The organism is Ramlibacter sp. WS9, from assembly GCF_003797765.1.
In the GTDB taxonomy this organism is placed as follows: Bacteria; Pseudomonadota; Gammaproteobacteria; order Burkholderiales; family Burkholderiaceae_C; genus Ramlibacter.
Genome location: NZ_RKMB01000031.1, coordinates 13,767 through 28,906, shown reverse-complemented (window position 1 = coordinate 28,906; position 15,140 = coordinate 13,767). Strand labels below are relative to the sequence as shown.

General features: G+C 66.6%; 16 protein-coding genes and 3 tRNA genes. 10 read left to right on the top strand and 9 right to left on the bottom strand.

Going from position 1 to position 15,140, the window contains the following annotated elements; translation table 11 throughout:
* Window positions 1-38: 38 nt before the first annotated feature.
* The 7 genes from EEB15_RS28530 to EEB15_RS28505 form a co-directional block, all read right to left on the bottom strand.
* Entirely contained in the window at window positions 39-1,175 is a 1,137-nt protein-coding gene (locus EEB15_RS28530) for a slipin family protein (protein ID WP_370283983.1), read from the bottom strand.
* A gap of 298 nt (window positions 1,176-1,473) precedes the next feature.
* Window positions 1,474-1,547: transfer RNA gene (locus EEB15_RS28525), tRNA-Val, on the bottom strand.
* A gap of 208 nt (window positions 1,548-1,755) precedes the next feature.
* A complete protein-coding gene (locus tag EEB15_RS28520) occupies window positions 1,756-2,331 on the bottom strand; it encodes an HNH endonuclease (RefSeq protein WP_141513359.1) in 576 nt (191 codons plus the stop codon).
* A 47-nt stretch (window positions 2,332-2,378) separates the two neighbouring features.
* Window positions 2,379-2,452: transfer RNA gene (locus tag EEB15_RS28515), tRNA-Ser, on the bottom strand.
* A 38-nt stretch (window positions 2,453-2,490) separates the two neighbouring features.
* Window positions 2,491-2,667, bottom strand: a complete 177-nt coding sequence (locus EEB15_RS28510) for an SEC-C metal-binding domain-containing protein (protein ID WP_141513358.1) — start codon at window positions 2,665-2,667, stop codon at window positions 2,491-2,493.
* Window positions 2,668-2,746: 79 nt separating this feature from the next.
* Window positions 2,747-2,908: a hypothetical protein gene (locus EEB15_RS34030; protein WP_199236655.1), complete on the bottom strand. Its 162-nt coding sequence runs from the start codon at window positions 2,906-2,908 to the stop codon at window positions 2,747-2,749.
* 39 nt (window positions 2,909-2,947) lie between these two features.
* Window positions 2,948-3,025, bottom strand: a tRNA-Arg gene (locus tag EEB15_RS28505).
* Window positions 3,026-3,562: 537 nt separating this feature from the next.
* On the opposite strand from EEB15_RS28505, the gene EEB15_RS28500 reads away from it, so the two are divergent.
* The 10 genes from EEB15_RS28500 to EEB15_RS28455 all read left to right on the top strand — a co-directional run bounded on the left by EEB15_RS28500 (window position 3,563) and on the right by EEB15_RS28455 (window position 13,022).
* Entirely contained in the window at window positions 3,563-4,060 is a 498-nt protein-coding gene (locus tag EEB15_RS28500) for a hypothetical protein (protein WP_233259653.1), read from the top strand.
* A 52-nt stretch (window positions 4,061-4,112) separates the two neighbouring features.
* Entirely contained in the window at window positions 4,113-5,165 is a 1,053-nt protein-coding gene (locus tag EEB15_RS28495; protein ID WP_141513357.1) for an SPFH domain-containing protein, read from the top strand.
* 77 nt (window positions 5,166-5,242) lie between these two features.
* A complete protein-coding gene (locus tag EEB15_RS28490; protein ID WP_141513399.1) occupies window positions 5,243-6,727 on the top strand; it encodes a DUF4178 domain-containing protein in 1,485 nt (494 codons plus the stop codon).
* 38 nt (window positions 6,728-6,765) lie between these two features.
* Window positions 6,766-6,987 (top strand): DUF350 domain-containing protein, encoded by a 222-nt coding sequence (locus EEB15_RS28485; RefSeq protein ID WP_141513356.1) that lies wholly within the window; start codon window positions 6,766-6,768, stop codon window positions 6,985-6,987.
* A gap of 4 nt (window positions 6,988-6,991) precedes the next feature.
* Window positions 6,992-8,542, top strand: a complete 1,551-nt coding sequence (locus EEB15_RS28480; RefSeq protein ID WP_370283980.1) for a polyamine aminopropyltransferase — start codon at window positions 6,992-6,994, stop codon at window positions 8,540-8,542.
* Window positions 8,539-10,137 (top strand): FAD-dependent oxidoreductase, encoded by a 1,599-nt coding sequence (locus EEB15_RS28475; protein ID WP_141513355.1) that lies wholly within the window; start codon window positions 8,539-8,541, stop codon window positions 10,135-10,137. The genes EEB15_RS28480 and EEB15_RS28475 overlap by 4 nt, the downstream gene beginning before the upstream one ends.
* A gap of 58 nt (window positions 10,138-10,195) precedes the next feature.
* Window positions 10,196-10,561: a hypothetical protein gene (locus EEB15_RS28470; protein WP_141513354.1), complete on the top strand. Its 366-nt coding sequence runs from the start codon at window positions 10,196-10,198 to the stop codon at window positions 10,559-10,561.
* 18 nt (window positions 10,562-10,579) lie between these two features.
* Window positions 10,580-11,173, top strand: coding sequence for a zeta toxin family protein (locus tag EEB15_RS28465; RefSeq protein WP_141513353.1), 594 nt, complete (start codon window positions 10,580-10,582; stop codon window positions 11,171-11,173).
* A 138-nt stretch (window positions 11,174-11,311) separates the two neighbouring features.
* Window positions 11,312-12,628 (top strand): ammonium transporter, encoded by a 1,317-nt coding sequence (locus EEB15_RS28460; RefSeq protein WP_141513352.1) that lies wholly within the window; start codon window positions 11,312-11,314, stop codon window positions 12,626-12,628.
* Between the two features lie 31 nt (window positions 12,629-12,659).
* Window positions 12,660-13,022 carry a hypothetical protein gene (locus tag EEB15_RS28455; protein WP_158290265.1) on the top strand — a complete coding sequence of 121 codons (363 nt, stop codon included), beginning with the start codon at window positions 12,660-12,662 and terminating at the stop codon, window positions 13,020-13,022.
* A 15-nt stretch (window positions 13,023-13,037) separates the two neighbouring features.
* Here the strand turns inward: EEB15_RS28455 and EEB15_RS28450 are convergent, their stop codons facing one another.
* Together EEB15_RS28450 and EEB15_RS28445 are read right to left on the bottom strand one after the other, a co-directional pair.
* Window positions 13,038-14,435: an aminopeptidase P N-terminal domain-containing protein gene (locus EEB15_RS28450; protein ID WP_141513350.1), complete on the bottom strand. Its 1,398-nt coding sequence runs from the start codon at window positions 14,433-14,435 to the stop codon at window positions 13,038-13,040.
* Window positions 14,432-15,127 (bottom strand): nucleotidyltransferase family protein, encoded by a 696-nt coding sequence (locus tag EEB15_RS28445; RefSeq protein ID WP_141513349.1) that lies wholly within the window; start codon window positions 15,125-15,127, stop codon window positions 14,432-14,434. The genes EEB15_RS28450 and EEB15_RS28445 overlap by 4 nt, the downstream gene beginning before the upstream one ends.
* Between the last annotated feature and the right edge of the window lie 13 nt (window positions 15,128-15,140).

The window sequence follows — 15,140 nt, the reverse complement described above, 5'->3', positions numbered from 1 at the left end:
TTTCATTGTGTGCCAAGCGGTCCCGTTGAGCTTCACCTTCAGCGAAGCTTCACGAGGCCATTCAGCACCTGGTCCAGACCTCCGAACACGGAGATCTTGTCGATGCGCTCAGCCACGCGCTCCAGCGTCTCCAGCTCCTTCAGGCGCAGGGCGACGGGGTTGTCCTCCATCACCTTGGCCGTGTTGAGTAGCGAACGCGTTGCAGCGGTTTCTTCGCGGCGGCGGATCACGTTGGCCTCCGCCGCCTTGCCGGCTTCCACTACTTGCGCCAGGATGGCCTTCATCTCGCCGGGCAGCACGATGTCCTTCACACCGACACCGTCGAGCGCAAGGCCGTAACCCTCGAGCTTGCCGCGAACATGGGCCGTCACGACTTCATCGATCACGGTCTTGTTCTCCAGCAGCTCGTCCAGCGAGCGAGTGCCCACCGCGGCGCGCAGCCCCAGCTGCAGCTCGCGGTACAGGTGTTCCGCGGGCTTTTGCAGCAGGGTGTACGCCTTCAGCGCGTCGGTGTAGCGCCAGGTCGCGGCCAGGTTCACGCGCAGGCCCACCTTGTCGCGGGTCAGGATGTCCTGGCCCGAGACTTCGAGCGCCTGCAGGCGCAAGTCCACCAGCTCGACCGCCACGTTGCGGTTGAACTTCCAGAACGCGTAGGAACCGGGGCCCAGCATGCGTTCGACCTTGCCGTCGACCGACAGCATGCCGGCCGAGTGCTCGGGCACCTGCACTTGCAGCACGCCCGCCAGGCCCGCGACCGCGCGCTGGCGCAGTTGGGTCTGCGTCAGTCGCGCTGCCACCGCCGCGGGGACTTCGGCCGACAGCGCGAGGTCGATCACCTCGACTTGTACGTCGACCAGGCCCTTCCAGTACAGGCGCCGCGTTCCGGGCGCCATCACCTCGACCAGCACGCCGTTCTCGCTGCGCAGGCCGGCCTCGGTCTCACCGAGTTCGACCCGCACGAATTCCGTCGCGACGACCTCGGGCTCCATCGCCATCAGGTAGTCGGCCAGGCCGTGCACGAAGGCGGGCTGCTCCAGCGCGAACGTTTCCACGCGCAGCCTGTCGGTGAGCGCGAACAGGCGGTAGCGGCCGGGGCGCAGCACGCGCTCGAAGTCGCCATTGCGCAGCAGGATGCCGCGCTCGTTCTTTTTGACAATCACACGCTTGAATTCCATGATGTTCTCCTTGTCGGTTCTTGTTGCGTGTTGGGGAATAGGGCGCCGGGCAGCGACGGCAGCGGGCATGAAGTGCCTGGGATCGGGCGCCGCAGTGCGCGTCGGCTAACCCGGAGGGTTCGCTTCGGCTGGCCGCGGGCGCGAGCTCCGCATGTCTCATGCGCAAGCTGCCGCCGCCGGCAGGCCGCCGGGTTCGCCCTTTCTTCGGCGCCGCGAGCGGCGCTTTCCGTCAGGGGTTGCCCAGTGCCTGCGTGGCGCTGGTCTTTCGACCGTTTCGTTGGCAACCAGATTCACAGTCTGGTGTTGGTGCGGGATTCGAACCCGCGACAGACGCCTTGTTAAAGCGTTGCTCTACCCGCTGAGCTATCCAACGTGGTGAACGATCCGGGAGTCGAACCCGGCTCATCGAGGAGGTATCCCCACATCGTTCCTATCGACCGGCATCCGGCGGCGCGGCATGCGGCACGCCAACGGACACGGGCCCGGGCAGCCGCACCGGCGTGGCGGGCGGGAAGCCCGAACCACGGCCTGTGAGCGTTCGCCTTCAAACGGAAGACTCTGGGGCTGTACCGATCGCCGATCAGTTCAGCCGCGATTGCTTGGGCAGGCGCGAAGCCAGCCAGTCGTGCACGTCCGCGCGGATGTGCCGGCCTTCGAGCAGGAAGCTCTCGAAGCGGCTCGGCACGTACGGCAGGTACACCAGCGGCATGCCCGCTTCCTCCGGCGTGCGGTCGGCCTTGCGGCCGTTGCAGCCGGCGCAGGCCGAGACCAGGTTCATCCAGGTCCAGCCGCCGCCGCGCGACGCGGGCACGATGTGCTCGCACTGCAGTTCGCGCTCGGCAAAGCGCTGCCCGCAGTAGGCGCAGGTATGCCGGTCACGGCGAAACAGCTTGTGCTTCGCGGGCGCGGGCACGACTTCGAACAGGTTGATCCGTGCGGTGCCGCCGAGCGCGACGATCGGGTAGACGTCAATGCGTGACTGCCGCGCCGATGCGCGGTTCCAGCCGCCGCGCAGGGTGCGCAGCGGCCCGTCGCCCTGGACCCACGCCACCGAACCGGTCGCCACATGCAACGCGGCTTGCTCGAGCGTGATCCACGCCTGCGGCGTGCCCTGGATGTCGAGTTGCAGCACGTGGCTGTGGTGTTGATGGTTCATGGCGCCCTCCTTTCGCGGGCAGAGTGGGTTGGTCTTCAGTGAGTGAATGGGTTGTCCGGCCGGGTTTGAACCGGCGACCCTCGGGGTCAGCCCGATGCGCTGACCGCTGCGCTGCGGGCAACATGAAATGGACGCTAGTCGCGGAAGTAGTCGGCGCGGTCAGAGCCGTCGAAGTTGCCGGTCTGCATGCAGCACGCCTTGAAACCTGCGGCCGGAGTGGCACGGGCAGGGATCGTTGCGCCCGAGTTTCTCGAGCAGTTCCTTGTCTCCATGGACGATGCGCGTGCCGCGCTTGACTTGCGCTTCAGACGGGTAGCCGCGGCGCCTCTTGCTCATCGGCCTGAAACCAGTGTTCGATTTCGCGTTCGGTTGTCATTTGGGTTCTCCTGTTTGATGGACTTTTCGTTCCCGGGCCCTACCACTCCCCCGACTCGCGCACGCGTTGGTCGAGGTCGCGCATGTCGGGCGCGGGATGGCGGCGCAGCGTTTGCGCCGCGCGGGCGAGACGGCGCGCGATGGCTTGAACCACCGCGCGCCGCGGACGGGCTGGCATGGAGCGCATGAAGTGTTGGCGCATGGTGGTTCCTTTCTATGTTTGTTTGAACCGCTGAAAAATTGGCGCCTCGTGAAGGATTCGAACCTCCGACCCCCGGTTTCGTAGGCCGGTGCTCTGCATCCACTGAGCTAACGGGGCAAAAAATCCACTTCGGCTGTGTCCATCCGCGAGCGGCAGGCTGGGCCTGCCGGGTCTGCTCGCTGCACAAGGGGGCGCGAACCCGTGCACATTTCCGCCGGGCCGTGACCGGGCCGGTGCCGGCGGTACTGGTTGGGCACACCCGAAGTGGGGCGGACGCGCGCATCGCTGCGCAACTTCCGCCGCTTCATTTTTTTGCGGGGCTTGCGGCCGGCCAGAACCGGCGCCGCCCCGCGGCAAATTGTTAAAGATCGATCCGCCGTTCGTCACGGCGTTGCGGCGCGATGGCCACATGAGAAAACTGAAACCAAAAAACAAAAAGGCCCGGATCCTTTCGGAATCCGGGCCTCTTTGGGAAAAGAGTGGGAAGAACGCGTCTACGCGCTTCCTCCGCCCGGTTGCAACTTGCCATCGCTCTCCAGCCCTGCAAGACCTGCCTGCATGGCGCACACGAACGCATACCGGCCCGTGACGGGGCGGTGGTTCGGGGTTGCGATGCGGGTTTTCACGTTGGGTCCTTGCACTTTCGAAAGTTGATTGAATGTTGAAACGCCTGCCACCGGCTTTTCCGATGGCGAGGAGCGGACTGTAAAGAGTCTTTACTGGGGTGTCAACGCCCGCGACAATGCGGGTGCCCACCTGTTGCTTCGCTTCCACACCTTGCCAGATCACACCGTCACCCGCCGGCGCAACGCGCTCGCCCTGTTCCAGGAATTCTTGTCCGCCGCAGTCACCGAAGGGGCGCCGCCCAAGGGCCTGGAGCAGAACTTCGCCGCCGCCATGCAGATTTCGCCCAGCATGTGGAGCCAGATCAAGTCGGCTCGCCCCATCGGCGACAAGCTCGCGCGCCAGCTGGAGCATCGGGGCGGCAAGCCGGCCGGCTGGCTCGACCAGCCGCATGAACCGGCCGCCGGGCCCGACCCTGCGGAGGAGCGGTTCGCCCTGCTGGCTCGGGCGGCCTGGCGCGCCCAGGACGCCGCCGGAAAGCGAAATTTGGCACGGCAGATGAAACTGGCGCAGGCCAGGGTTCCCTAGCCGCCGCGCGCGGCAGTATCATCCGCCGACACACCTACCCGAGGAGCGGACCATGGCGCTGATGGACTTCATCAAGAAACAGTTCATAGACATCATCCAGTGGACGGAGGACGACCAGGGCACGCTTGCCTGGCGTTTCCCGATGCGGGACATGGAAATCCAGTACGGGGGCTCGCTCACCGTGCGCGAATCGCAGATGGCTGTCTTCGTGAACGAAGGCAAGGTGGCCGACGTGTTCGGCCCCGGCATGTACAAGCTGACGACGCAGACGATTCCCGTCCTCACGTACCTCAAGAACTGGGACAAGCTGTTCGAGTCGCCCTTTAAGAGCGATGTCTACTTCTTCAGCACCCGCCAGCAGACCGACCAGCGCTGGGGCACGCCGCAGCCCATCACCATCCGCGACAAGGACTTCGGCGCGGTGCGGCTGCGCGCTTTCGGCAACTACGCCTACAGCGTGGTCGACCCGAAGGTGTTCCACACCAAGATATCCGGCACGCGCGAGCGCTACACGGTCAGTGAGCTCGACGGCCAGCTGCGCGGCATCTTCATGCAGCACATCTCGGATGCGATCGCGCAGAGCGGCATCCCCTTCCTGGACCTGGCGGCCAACCAGATCGAATTCGCCAAGGCACTGTCGACCGAACTCGCACCTGCCTTCGAGGGGCTGGGCCTGCGCCTGGACATGGTCACGGTGCAAAGCGTGTCCTTGCCCGAGGAACTGCAGAAGCTGCTCGATCAGCGCATCGGCATGGGCATGGTCGGCAACGACATGGGCAAGTTCATGCAGTACCAGACGGCTCAGGCCATCCCCGAGATGGCCAAGGGCGCGGCGTCCGGCGGCGGCAGTGTGGCCGGCGATGCGATGGGTCTGGGCGCCGGCATCGCGATGGGCCAGGTGCTCGCGCAGAACCTGCAGCAGGGCCTGCAGGGTGGCGCGGCCAACAGCGGCGCGGCCCAGGCGGCGGCGGCCGCAGCGGCCACGATCAAGCCGGACGACGTGATGGCGACGCTGGAAAAGCTGGGTGAGCTCAAGGCCAAGGGCATCCTCACCCAGGAAGAATTCGACGCCAAAAAGGTCGAATTGCTGAAGAAGCTCGTCTGAGAGGCAGGTTGTCGTCCCGGACTCGGTCCGGGTTCCGCGTTGGCGCGCCAACGTGGAAATGACAACCCTTGACCCGAATGGCTGAGCCAGCTTCCCAACGCGCCTACCGGGCCCCGTGCCCGGGCTGCGGCGCGCCGGTTGAATTCCGCAGTGCGCAATCCGCGTTTGTGGTGTGCAGCTATTGCAGCAGCACCGTGGTGCGCGACGGCGACAAGCTCGAGCGGGTCGGCAAGGTGGCCGAGCTGTTCGAGGACCACAGCCCGCTGCAGCTGATGGCCGGCGGCCGCTTCAAAGACCGCGCCTTCACGCTGATCGGCCGCCTGCAATACCGTGGCAGCGCGGGTGCGTGGACTGAGTGGAGCGCCCTCTTCGACGACGGCACGACCGCAGTGCTAGGCGAAGACAACGGCACCTACGTGTTCTCGGTGCCCGCCTCGATGCAGCGGGACCCGCCGCAGGCCTCGCAGTTCCGCCTGGGCGCCACCACCGCCATTGCCGGCAAGTCCTTCAACGTCACATCCAACGAAGAGGTGGCGCTGATATCCGCGCAGGGCGAACTGCCCAAGCTCCCGCCGCTCGGCCAGAAGTTCGCCATGGTGGAGTTGCGCAGCGCCGACGGCGAGGTGCTGTCGATCGACTACGGCATCCAACCGCCGGCGCTCACCCGCGGCAACGCCGTGCAGCTCGAAGACCTGCAGATGTCGGGCCTGCGCGAAGAGAGCGCGAAAGAGGAAGCGGGACGCCAGTTCTCCTGCCCCAATTGCGGCGCGCCGGTCGAAGTGACGCTGGCGATGAGCAAGAGCATCACCTGCCGCGCCTGCAACAGCCTGATCGACCTGACTTCCGGCACCGGCGGCCAAATGGCCCACGCCATGCAGGACGAACCGGTGCAGCCCCTGATCCCTCTGGGCTCGGTCGGCCAACTGCAGGGCGTGCATTGGCAGGTGGTGGGTTTCCAGCACCGGATGGGGCAGGAGCCCGACGACCCGGACGAGCGTTTCGGCTGGAGCGAATACCTGCTGTACAACCGCAAGCGCGGCTTCACTTTCCTGGTCGACTCGACGGAAGGCTGGAGCATCGTCAAGCCCACCACGGGCGCGCCTTCGCTGTCGCCGGACGGCCAGACCGCCGTCTACCTGAATACCAGCTACAAGCAGCAGTACAGCTACGAAGCCGAGACGGACTACGTTGCCGGAGAGTTCTACTGGCCTGTCGTGCGCGGCCAGAAGACGACCAACAGCGATTTCGCGAAGGGCGACAGCCTGCTGTCGATGGAGCGTGGCCCGAAGGAAGTGACCTGGTCTTCCGGCAGCAAGATCACGAGCGACGCGGTCGCCAAGGCGTTCAAGCTCGAAGGCAAGAAAGACCTGCTCAAGCGCAGCGACGCCGGGCCGACGAGCAAGACCGGCATCGGCTGCGCGACGATCATCATCATCTTCATCGTGATCCTGTTGCTGCTGGGCCTGCTCAAGTCCTGCATGGATGATGGACGCAGCGGGTCGTCGGGCCGCAGCAGCGGCGGCTCCTTCGGCGGCTATTCCAGCGGCGGCGGGCACAAGTAGCAACATGACAGTCAACCAACCCATTTCAGGAGAGCGGCATGAGCATTGAATGGCTGAAAGCAGGGGCCTTCTTCGGCTCCATCCTCTACGCGATGATCGGCGTCATCATCTTCTGGCTGTGCTTCGTCATCATCGACAAGCTCACACCGTACGACCTGTGGCAGGAGATCGTCGAGAAGCACAACATCGCGCTGGGCATCGTCGTTGGCGCCATGTCGCTCGGGATTTCGATCATCGTCGCCGCCGCCGTCCACGGGTAGCGCAGTGACCGTGCTGGATGAGGCGCAGCCTCTGGCTGCGCGCTCACCGCGGCCGGTCGAGGTGGCGCTGCTCGCTTCGGTGTTCGTGGTCGCGGCCTGTGGGCTGGTCTACGAGCTGGCAGCGGGCGCGCTGGCGTCGTACGTGCTCGGCGACTCGGTGCTTCAGTTCTCCACCATCATCGGCACCTACCTTTTCGCGATGGGGGTGGGCTCCTGGCTCTCGCGATTCTTCGACCGGCAGCTGCCCGCGCACTTCCTGCGCATCGAACTGCTGGTGGCCCTGGTGGGCGGCTGCATGCCGGCCCTGCTGTTCCTGGCCAACGGCTACGCGCCCGCCGCGTTCCGCGGCCTGTTGTACGGCATGGTGCTGGCGGTGGGCATCCTGGTCGGGCTGGAGATTCCGCTGGTGATGCGGATCCTCAAGCGCAACGTGGCGCTGAAGGATCTGGTGTCACAAGTCCTCACGTTCGACTACCTCGGCGCGCTCGCGGTGTCGGTTGCCTTTCCGCTGCTGCTGGTGCCGCAGCTCGGGCTGATTCGCACCGGGCTCTTGTTCGGGCTTCTGAACGCCGCAGTGGCGGTCTGGGCGTTGTGGCTGTTCCGCCATGAGCTGCGCCTCTTGAAGGCACACGTGTTGGCGTGCGCTGCGACGCTGGCGCTGCTCATGGCAGCATTCGTCGGCGCCCAGCAGATCACCACGCTGGCCGAGGAAAAGCTGTACCAGGACCCGATCGTTTTCACCGAGTCGTCGCCGTACCAGCGCATCGTGGTCACCAAGGGGCGCGCCGGTCATCGGCTCTTCCTCAATGGCAACCTGCAGTTTGCCGAGCGCGACGAATACCGGTATCACGAGGCGCTGGTGCATCCCGCGATGGCGGCTCACGGCGCGGCGCGCAAGGTGGCGGTGCTGGGCGGCGGCGACGGCATGGCGGTGCGCGAAGTGCTCCGCTATCCGGGTGTCGAAAGCGTGACGCTGGTGGAGCTGGACCCGAACATGACGCGCCTGTTCGGGACGCACGAGACGCTCGCGCGCCTGAACGGCGGCGCGCTGGCCTCGCCCAAGGTCAAGATCGTCAACACGGACGCCTTCCAATGGCTGCAGCAGACGGATGACGTGTTCGACGTGATCGTGGTGGACTTCCCCGATCCCACCAACTTCTCCATCGGCAAGCTCTACACCCAGTCCTTCTACGCACTGCTGGAACAGCGGCTCTCAGCGAGCGGCTACGCCGTGGTGCAGACCACGTCGCCGCTGGTCGCGCGCCAGAGTTTCTGGACGGTGGTTGCGACGATCGAATCGGTCGGCCTGAGGGCCGCGCCGTATCACGCACATGTGCCCAGCTTCGGCGAATGGGGTTTCGTCGTGGCCGGGCGCCGGCCGTGGCGCCAGCCGGCCGAGTTGCCGCCAGGATTGAAATTCCTGACGTTGGAAAGCCTGCCGCCGCTGTTCGACTTTCCGCGCGACATGGCGCGGGTCCCTGCCGAAGTCAATCGCCTCTCGAACCAACTATTGGTGACGACCTACGAGCGCGAGTGGGGCAAAGTGCACCAATGATCACGCGGCGCGCGTTGCTGGGCACATCGGCGCTGCCCTTGCTGGGCTGCGCGCCGGAGCGAAAGATCACCGGCGGCTTCAATGGTGCCTCGCCCGATCGCGGCCACCTGCTGCGCCAGAAGCCGGCCGCCACCCAAGACCCCGAGGTGCGCCGGTGTGACGTACTGATCGCCGGAGGCGGTATCGCGGGCCTCTCGGCCGCGCGCGTGCTGCGCCGCGCCGGGGTCGAGGATTTCGCATTGCTCGAGCTCGAAGATGCGGCCGGCGGCAACAGCCGCGCCGGCCGCACCGGCGGCCTGCCCTGCCCGCTGGGCGCGCACTACCTGCCGGTGCCCGGCGAGGGCGCGGAAGAAGTCCGGGACCTTCTCGAAGAGCTCGGCATCGCCAGGCGGGCCGCCGGACGCTGGACGTACGACGAGCGCCACCTGTGCCACAGCCCGCAAGACCGCTTGTTCATCAATGGCCAGTGGCAGGAGGGCCTGCTGCCCATGCAGGTCGGCGCGTCGACGCTGGCGCAGTACACCTTGTTTTCGCGGCGCGTGGCGCAGGAGACGAAAAGCGCGCGCTTCCCGTTGCCGCTGCGCGGGGGCTTTGCACCGAGCCACCGCGCGTTGGACGCTGTCACGTTTGCCGCCTGGCTGGACCGCGAAGGCCTCACCGACCCGCACCTGCGCTGGTACCTGGACTACTGCTGCCGCGACGACTACGGCGCCGGAATCGCCGTGGTGTCGGCTTGGGCGGGCGTTCACTACTTTGCGAGCCGGCATGGCTTCCAGGCGCCCGGCGAAGAGGGCGAACGCGACGCCGTGCTGACCTGGCCGGAAGGCAATGGCTGGCTCGCCAATCGGCTGCTGCAGCCACTCGGCGAGCGCCTGCACACCGGCCGGGTGGTGCTACGCATCACGCCCCTGCGGCAGGGTGTCGAAGTGGACGCCTGGGACGTCGCGGGCAACCGAATGGAGCGCTGGCAGGCCGCGCAATGCATCGTGGCCCTGCCACTTTTCGTGGCCGAGCGGGTCATGTCCACGCCACCGCGCGCCTTGTCGGAAGCGGTGCCGCAACTGCGCTACTCGCCGTGGGCCGTGGCCAACGTGCACATCGAGAGCCCGCTGCAAGATCGCGACGGCGCGCCGCCGGCCTGGGACAACGTGGTGTACGGCGGCCGCGGCCTGGGCTACGTCAACGCCGGCCACCAGAACCTCAACCCGCTGCCCGAGGCCACCGTCCTCACCTGGTACTGCGCCCTCGGTGACGAGCCCGGCGGCCGCGCGCGGCTGCTCGCACGGCCGTGGGAGAGTTGGCGAGACGAAGTGCTGGACGCTTTGTCGGTGCCGCACCCCGACTTGCGCGCCCGGACTTTGCGCGTGGACGTCGCCCGCTACGGGCATGCGATGGCCACGCCCACACCAGGCACGCGCGCCAACGAGGCCCTGGCCGCCTTGCGGCGCCCACAAACGGGCCTGTGGCGCAGCACGCACTTCGCCCACAGCGACCTCTCGGGCTATTCGGTTTTCGAGGAAGCATTTACCCACGGCTATCGCGCCGGGCACGCGGTGCTCGGCGCGCTCCGCGTCGCGGGAAAGCGGGCCAGCTAGAAAGTCGATTGCCAAAAGGAGGCGTTATGGCGCAAAATGCGCCATCCAGGAGCTTCCTATGCCCGACGCACCGCCCTTCGTTTCCGTCAAATTGCCCGCCGGCCTGGTGAACCAGGCGCGCGAAGCCGCGCAAACCATGCGCCGGTCCGTCGCCAGCCAGATCGAATACTGGGCGACGCTCGGCAAGGCGCTGGAGCACGCGGGGCTCACCACCAGCGACAGCCATGCGCTGATCGCGCGGCAGGAGCGGGCCGTCTACCAGGTCAACCCGCCGGCCGCGCAGCCGCTGTCGCTGGAACTGGACGAATTGCACGGCCACGTGATGGCGCTGGCCAAATCGGGCGCGCTGTCGGCGCGCGCGGAGAAGGCCGCAGCCACCAACAAGGGCAAGGCCGCCCAGCGCAAGCCGCGCAAAGCCGCCTGATCCGCGCGTCGCCATTCGATGCCGGTCCTGCACCTGATCGCCGGCCCCCACGGCGCGGGCAAGTCGATGCTGTATCAATACCTGGTCGCCCCGCGCTACCCGGCGCTTCCGTTCGTCGACGCGCAGGCGCACGAGGCAGGGCAGATGCAGCACATCCTGGACCCAGGCACCCGCATGCGCGCGGCGCGCGCCTGGGCCGACGCCCAACGGCAAGAGCTGCTGCAAGAAGGCCGGTCCTTCGCAACGGAAACTGCGTTTTCGCATCCGTCGCGCGTGGCTTTGATCGCGCAAGCGCGCACGCTTGGCTTCGAGGTCGTGTTGTACGCACTCGCGCTCGACGAGCCCCGCCGGCTGCTGCAGCGCGTGAACCAGCGCGTGCGTGAAGGCGGCCACGCCGTGCCGTCCCACAAGGTGCTGGAGCGCTACACGCGCTGCCTGGACAACTTCCGCCAGGCCGTGTTCATGGCCGACCTCGCGCTCCTGATCGACGCCGCCGATGCGCAAGAGGGCGGCCCGCGCCTGGTGGCTTCGGTCATGGCGCGGCAGATGCAGCTGCACACGGTGCTGCGGCCGCGGTGGGTGGAACGAGTGCTCGGGTTCGCGGAGGCGTAACGCCGGCGGGAACCGGCGCTACCGACCGGTCGGCTGGTCGCAGTAGTTTGGTTTGCACGTGTAGCCGAACGTATACTCGCCGTTCAGAGGGCAGATCAATGGCGATGGCGAAAAGGCTGTCCCGGAGGAGACATTTCAATGGTTCGCACGACCTTCCGATGCATCGGCGCCACGGCGGCTTTGCTAGCTTGCCTTTCCACGGATCTGGCAACGGCGCAAACCGCCGCTACCCAAGTCCCTGCGGCAACCAAGTTCAACGGGGGCGACACGGCCTGGATGCTCATATCCACCGTCCTGGTCTTGTTGATGACCATCCCGGGCATCATGCTCTTCTACAGCGGCATGCTCCGCACGAAGAATGCGTTGTCCGTGGTGGCGCACACCTTCTGCGCGACCACCGTGGTCACGCTCGCCTGGACCATCATTGGCTATTCGCTGGCATTCACCAATGGCAACGGGTGGGTTGGCGGCATCAACCGGGTCCTGGCCGAAGGCTTGATCGGCCCGCATGTCGGCGCGCATCCCTCGGCGCCCACCGTGCCCGAATCGGTGTTCTTCCTCTTCCAGTTGGCCTTCGCCATCATTACCTTCGCCCTCATCATTGGCGCGACCGTGGAGCGGCTGCGCATGAGTGCCACCATTTTCTTCGCGGCGTTCTGGACCATCCTGGTCTATGCGCCCGTCGCCCACTGGATATGGCAACCCACCGGCTGGCTGGCCGCAATGGGGCACATGGATTTTGCGGGCGGCACAGTGGTGCACATCGCCGCGGGCGCCAGCGGTCTGGTGGCGGCCAAATTCGTCGGCCCGCGACGCGGCTTCGGGAGGGAGCCCATGGTGCCGCACAACGTGCTGGTGACCGTCATCGGCGCCGGGCTGTTGTGGGCCGGATGGTTCGGATTCAACGCCGGGTCCGCTTTCGAGGCCGGTTCCCGGGCAGCCGGCGCGCTGCTCGCCACGCAGGTGGCGGCCTGCGTGGCGGCCTTCGTGTGGGGCCTGTGCGAATTCGTCCAGCGTGGGCAGTTCAGCGTGTTGGGCATGGCGACCGGCGCCATTGCCGGCCTGGTGGCGGTCACGCCCGCGTCAGGCTATGTGGGCCCACTGGGCGCCGGCTTGATCGGTGTCGCCGGGAGCGTCGCCTGCTACTTTGCCGTCACCCGCTTCAAGAAGGTTACCGGCATCGACGACACGCTCGACGTATTCGCCCTGCACGGCGTGGGCGGCCTGGTCGGCACGGTGCTGACGCCGGTTTTCGCGCTGAAGGAAATTGCGCCGGTGACGGCGTCGGTGGCCACCAACCTCCTTGGCGCCCTTTCGGTGATGGCCTATGCCGGTGTCGCGACTTGGTTGATCCTGCTCCTCGTCAAGCCCTTGGCCGGTCTGCGCGTCACCGAGGAAGAAGAGCGGCTCGGCCTGGACATCGCCCAGCACGGCGAGATGATTTCAGGCGCTTGAAGGCGGAGCTAAACGCACAATGACCATGAGCATGGCCGAGCCCGACTCCGACATCATGAACTACCTCGTGCGGATGGTCATTCCGCTGAAGCGGGAGTTCGGCCGGGTTCTCGACGTGAACGAGTTCCTGACGAGCCGGCCTTACGCGATCGAAGTCATTCAGCAGGCCTTGCTGAGCAAGGACGAGCGGCTGCGCGAGTACGCCGTCTACGTGCAAAGCAAGCTCTTCGGGCCACGTGCCAGCAGCCACACCGACGTTCAGGCGCCGGCAGCGGGTGCCAAGGCAGGCGCCCCCGCGGCGGCGCGCACGGCCGAACCGGCTCCGGCACCCTCGCCGACCGACGAAGAGTTGCGCGCCAAGATGCTGGACAAGTACAGGGCGGGCTTGCGTTAGCGGCGGCGCCCCGCGTCAGGCACGCATCAACGCTTCGATCTCGTCCGCCTTCACCGGCACGCCGCGCGAAATCAGCTCGCAGCCCGTCTCGGTCACGATGGCGTCGTCTTCGATGCGGATGCCGATGTTGTGGAACTGCTCGGGCACGTCTTCGGCGGGGCGAACGTAGATGCCCGGTTCGATGGTGAGCACCATGCCCGGCTTGAGCACGCGGCTGGGCCGGTTCTTGATCAACTCGCCCGACAACGGGTCCTTGCGCTCGCTCACCTCGCCCACTTGCGAGGGTTCGACGTAGCTGCCGCAGTCGTGCACGTCCATGCCGATCCAATGGCCGGTGCGGTGCATGTAGAACTGGAAGTAGGCGCGCTTCTCGATCACGTCGTCCACGGTGCCGACCTTGTTCTTGTCCAGCAGGCCGACGTCCAGCATGCCTTGCGCCAGCACCTTCACCGTCGCCTCGTGCGGATCGATGAAGCGGGCACCAGCCTTGGTCGCGGCGATCGCGGCTTCCTGCGAGGCGAGCACGAGGTCGTACAGCGCGCGCTGCGGCCCGGTGAACTTGCCGTTGGCAGGGAAGGTGCGGGTGATGTCGCTCGCGTAGCCGTCGAGCTCGCAGCCCGCGTCGATCAGCACCAGCTCGCCATCGCGAATCGGCGCCGCATCGGCGCGATAGTGCAAAACGCAGGCGTTGGCACCGGCGGCGACGATGGCGCCATAGGCCGAGTACTGCGAGCCGCCCATGCGGAATTCGTGCAGCAGCTCCGCGTCCAGGTGGTATTCGCGCACATCCTTGCCTTCGCGCAGCATCCGGGCCGCCAACTTCATCGCTCGGACGTGGCCACGGGCGCTGATCTGCGCGGCGCGGCGCATGGTGTCCTGCTCTTGCGCGTCTTTCACCAGGCGCATCTCGTCCAGCACGGCGCACAGGTCGCGCTGCTGCTCAGGGCACAGCGCGCCATAGCGAACGCGCGCGCGAACCTTGTTCAGCCAGTCGCCGACGCGCGACTCCAGGCCTTCGTGAATGGCGAACGGGTACCAGACCGCGTCGCGGTTTTCCAGCAGCTTGGGCATCTGCGCATCTAGCTCGTCGATGGAATGCGCGGTGTCGACACCCAAGCCCGCCGGTGCGGCTTCGGGGCCAAGCCGGAAGCCGTCCCAGATCTCGCGTTCCAAATCCTTGGACGCGCAGAACAGCGTGCTCTTGCCGTCGCCGGTGATCACCAGCGTCGCATTGGGCTCGGTGAAGCCGGTGAGGTAGTAGAAGTAGCTGTCGTGGCGATAGATGAAATCGCTGTCGCGGTTGCGTTGGCGTTCGGGCGCGGTGGGGATGACGGCGAGGCCGTCCTTGCCGAGTTGGGCGGCGACGCGCGCGCGGCGCTGGGCGTACAGGGAAACAGGTGTGGCGTTGGTCATGGTGCGTTCAGTTGGGCAAGTCTTTCGGGGGTACCGACGTCGGTCCAAGGGCCGGAGTGGATTTCGGCGCTGACCCGTCCATTGTCCATCGCTTCGCGAAGGAGCGTGACGAGCTGGACTTTCAGCCCCTCCGGGTTGCCGAACGGCAGAGAGGCGAAGAACGCCCGCCGGTACAGCGCGATGCTGCTGTAGGTGTAGCGCGTCGGGGCGTCGTTGATGGCCAGGCCATTCGCCAGCCCGAAATCGCCGCGCGGGTGGTGCGGGGGGTTGGGCACGAGCCAGAGGTGAGCCAGCTTGTCGCTGTCGGCAAACGCCTGGAAGGCCGAAGGGTCGAAACGAAAGCCGGGCACGAAGTTGTCGCTGGCGGTGACCCAGAACACGTCGTCCAGCAACGGCAAGGCCCGGGCAATTCCCCCCGCGGTTTCGAGCGCGCCGCCAAAATCCTGGCCCTCGCGTGACCACGCGACCTCGGGCAAGCCCTCGGTGGTCGTCGCGAAGTGCTCGATCTGTTCGCCCAGCCACGCGGTGTTGATGACCACGCGGCCCACGTCGCCAGTCTTGAGCGCCTCCATGTGGTACTGGATCAGCGGCTTGCCGCGCACCTTCAGCAGCGGCTTGGGGCAGTCGTCCGTGAGGGGGCGCATGCGCTCCCCGCGGCCGGCGGCCATGATCATGGCTCTCGCGCCGGTCATTGCATCGCTCCCA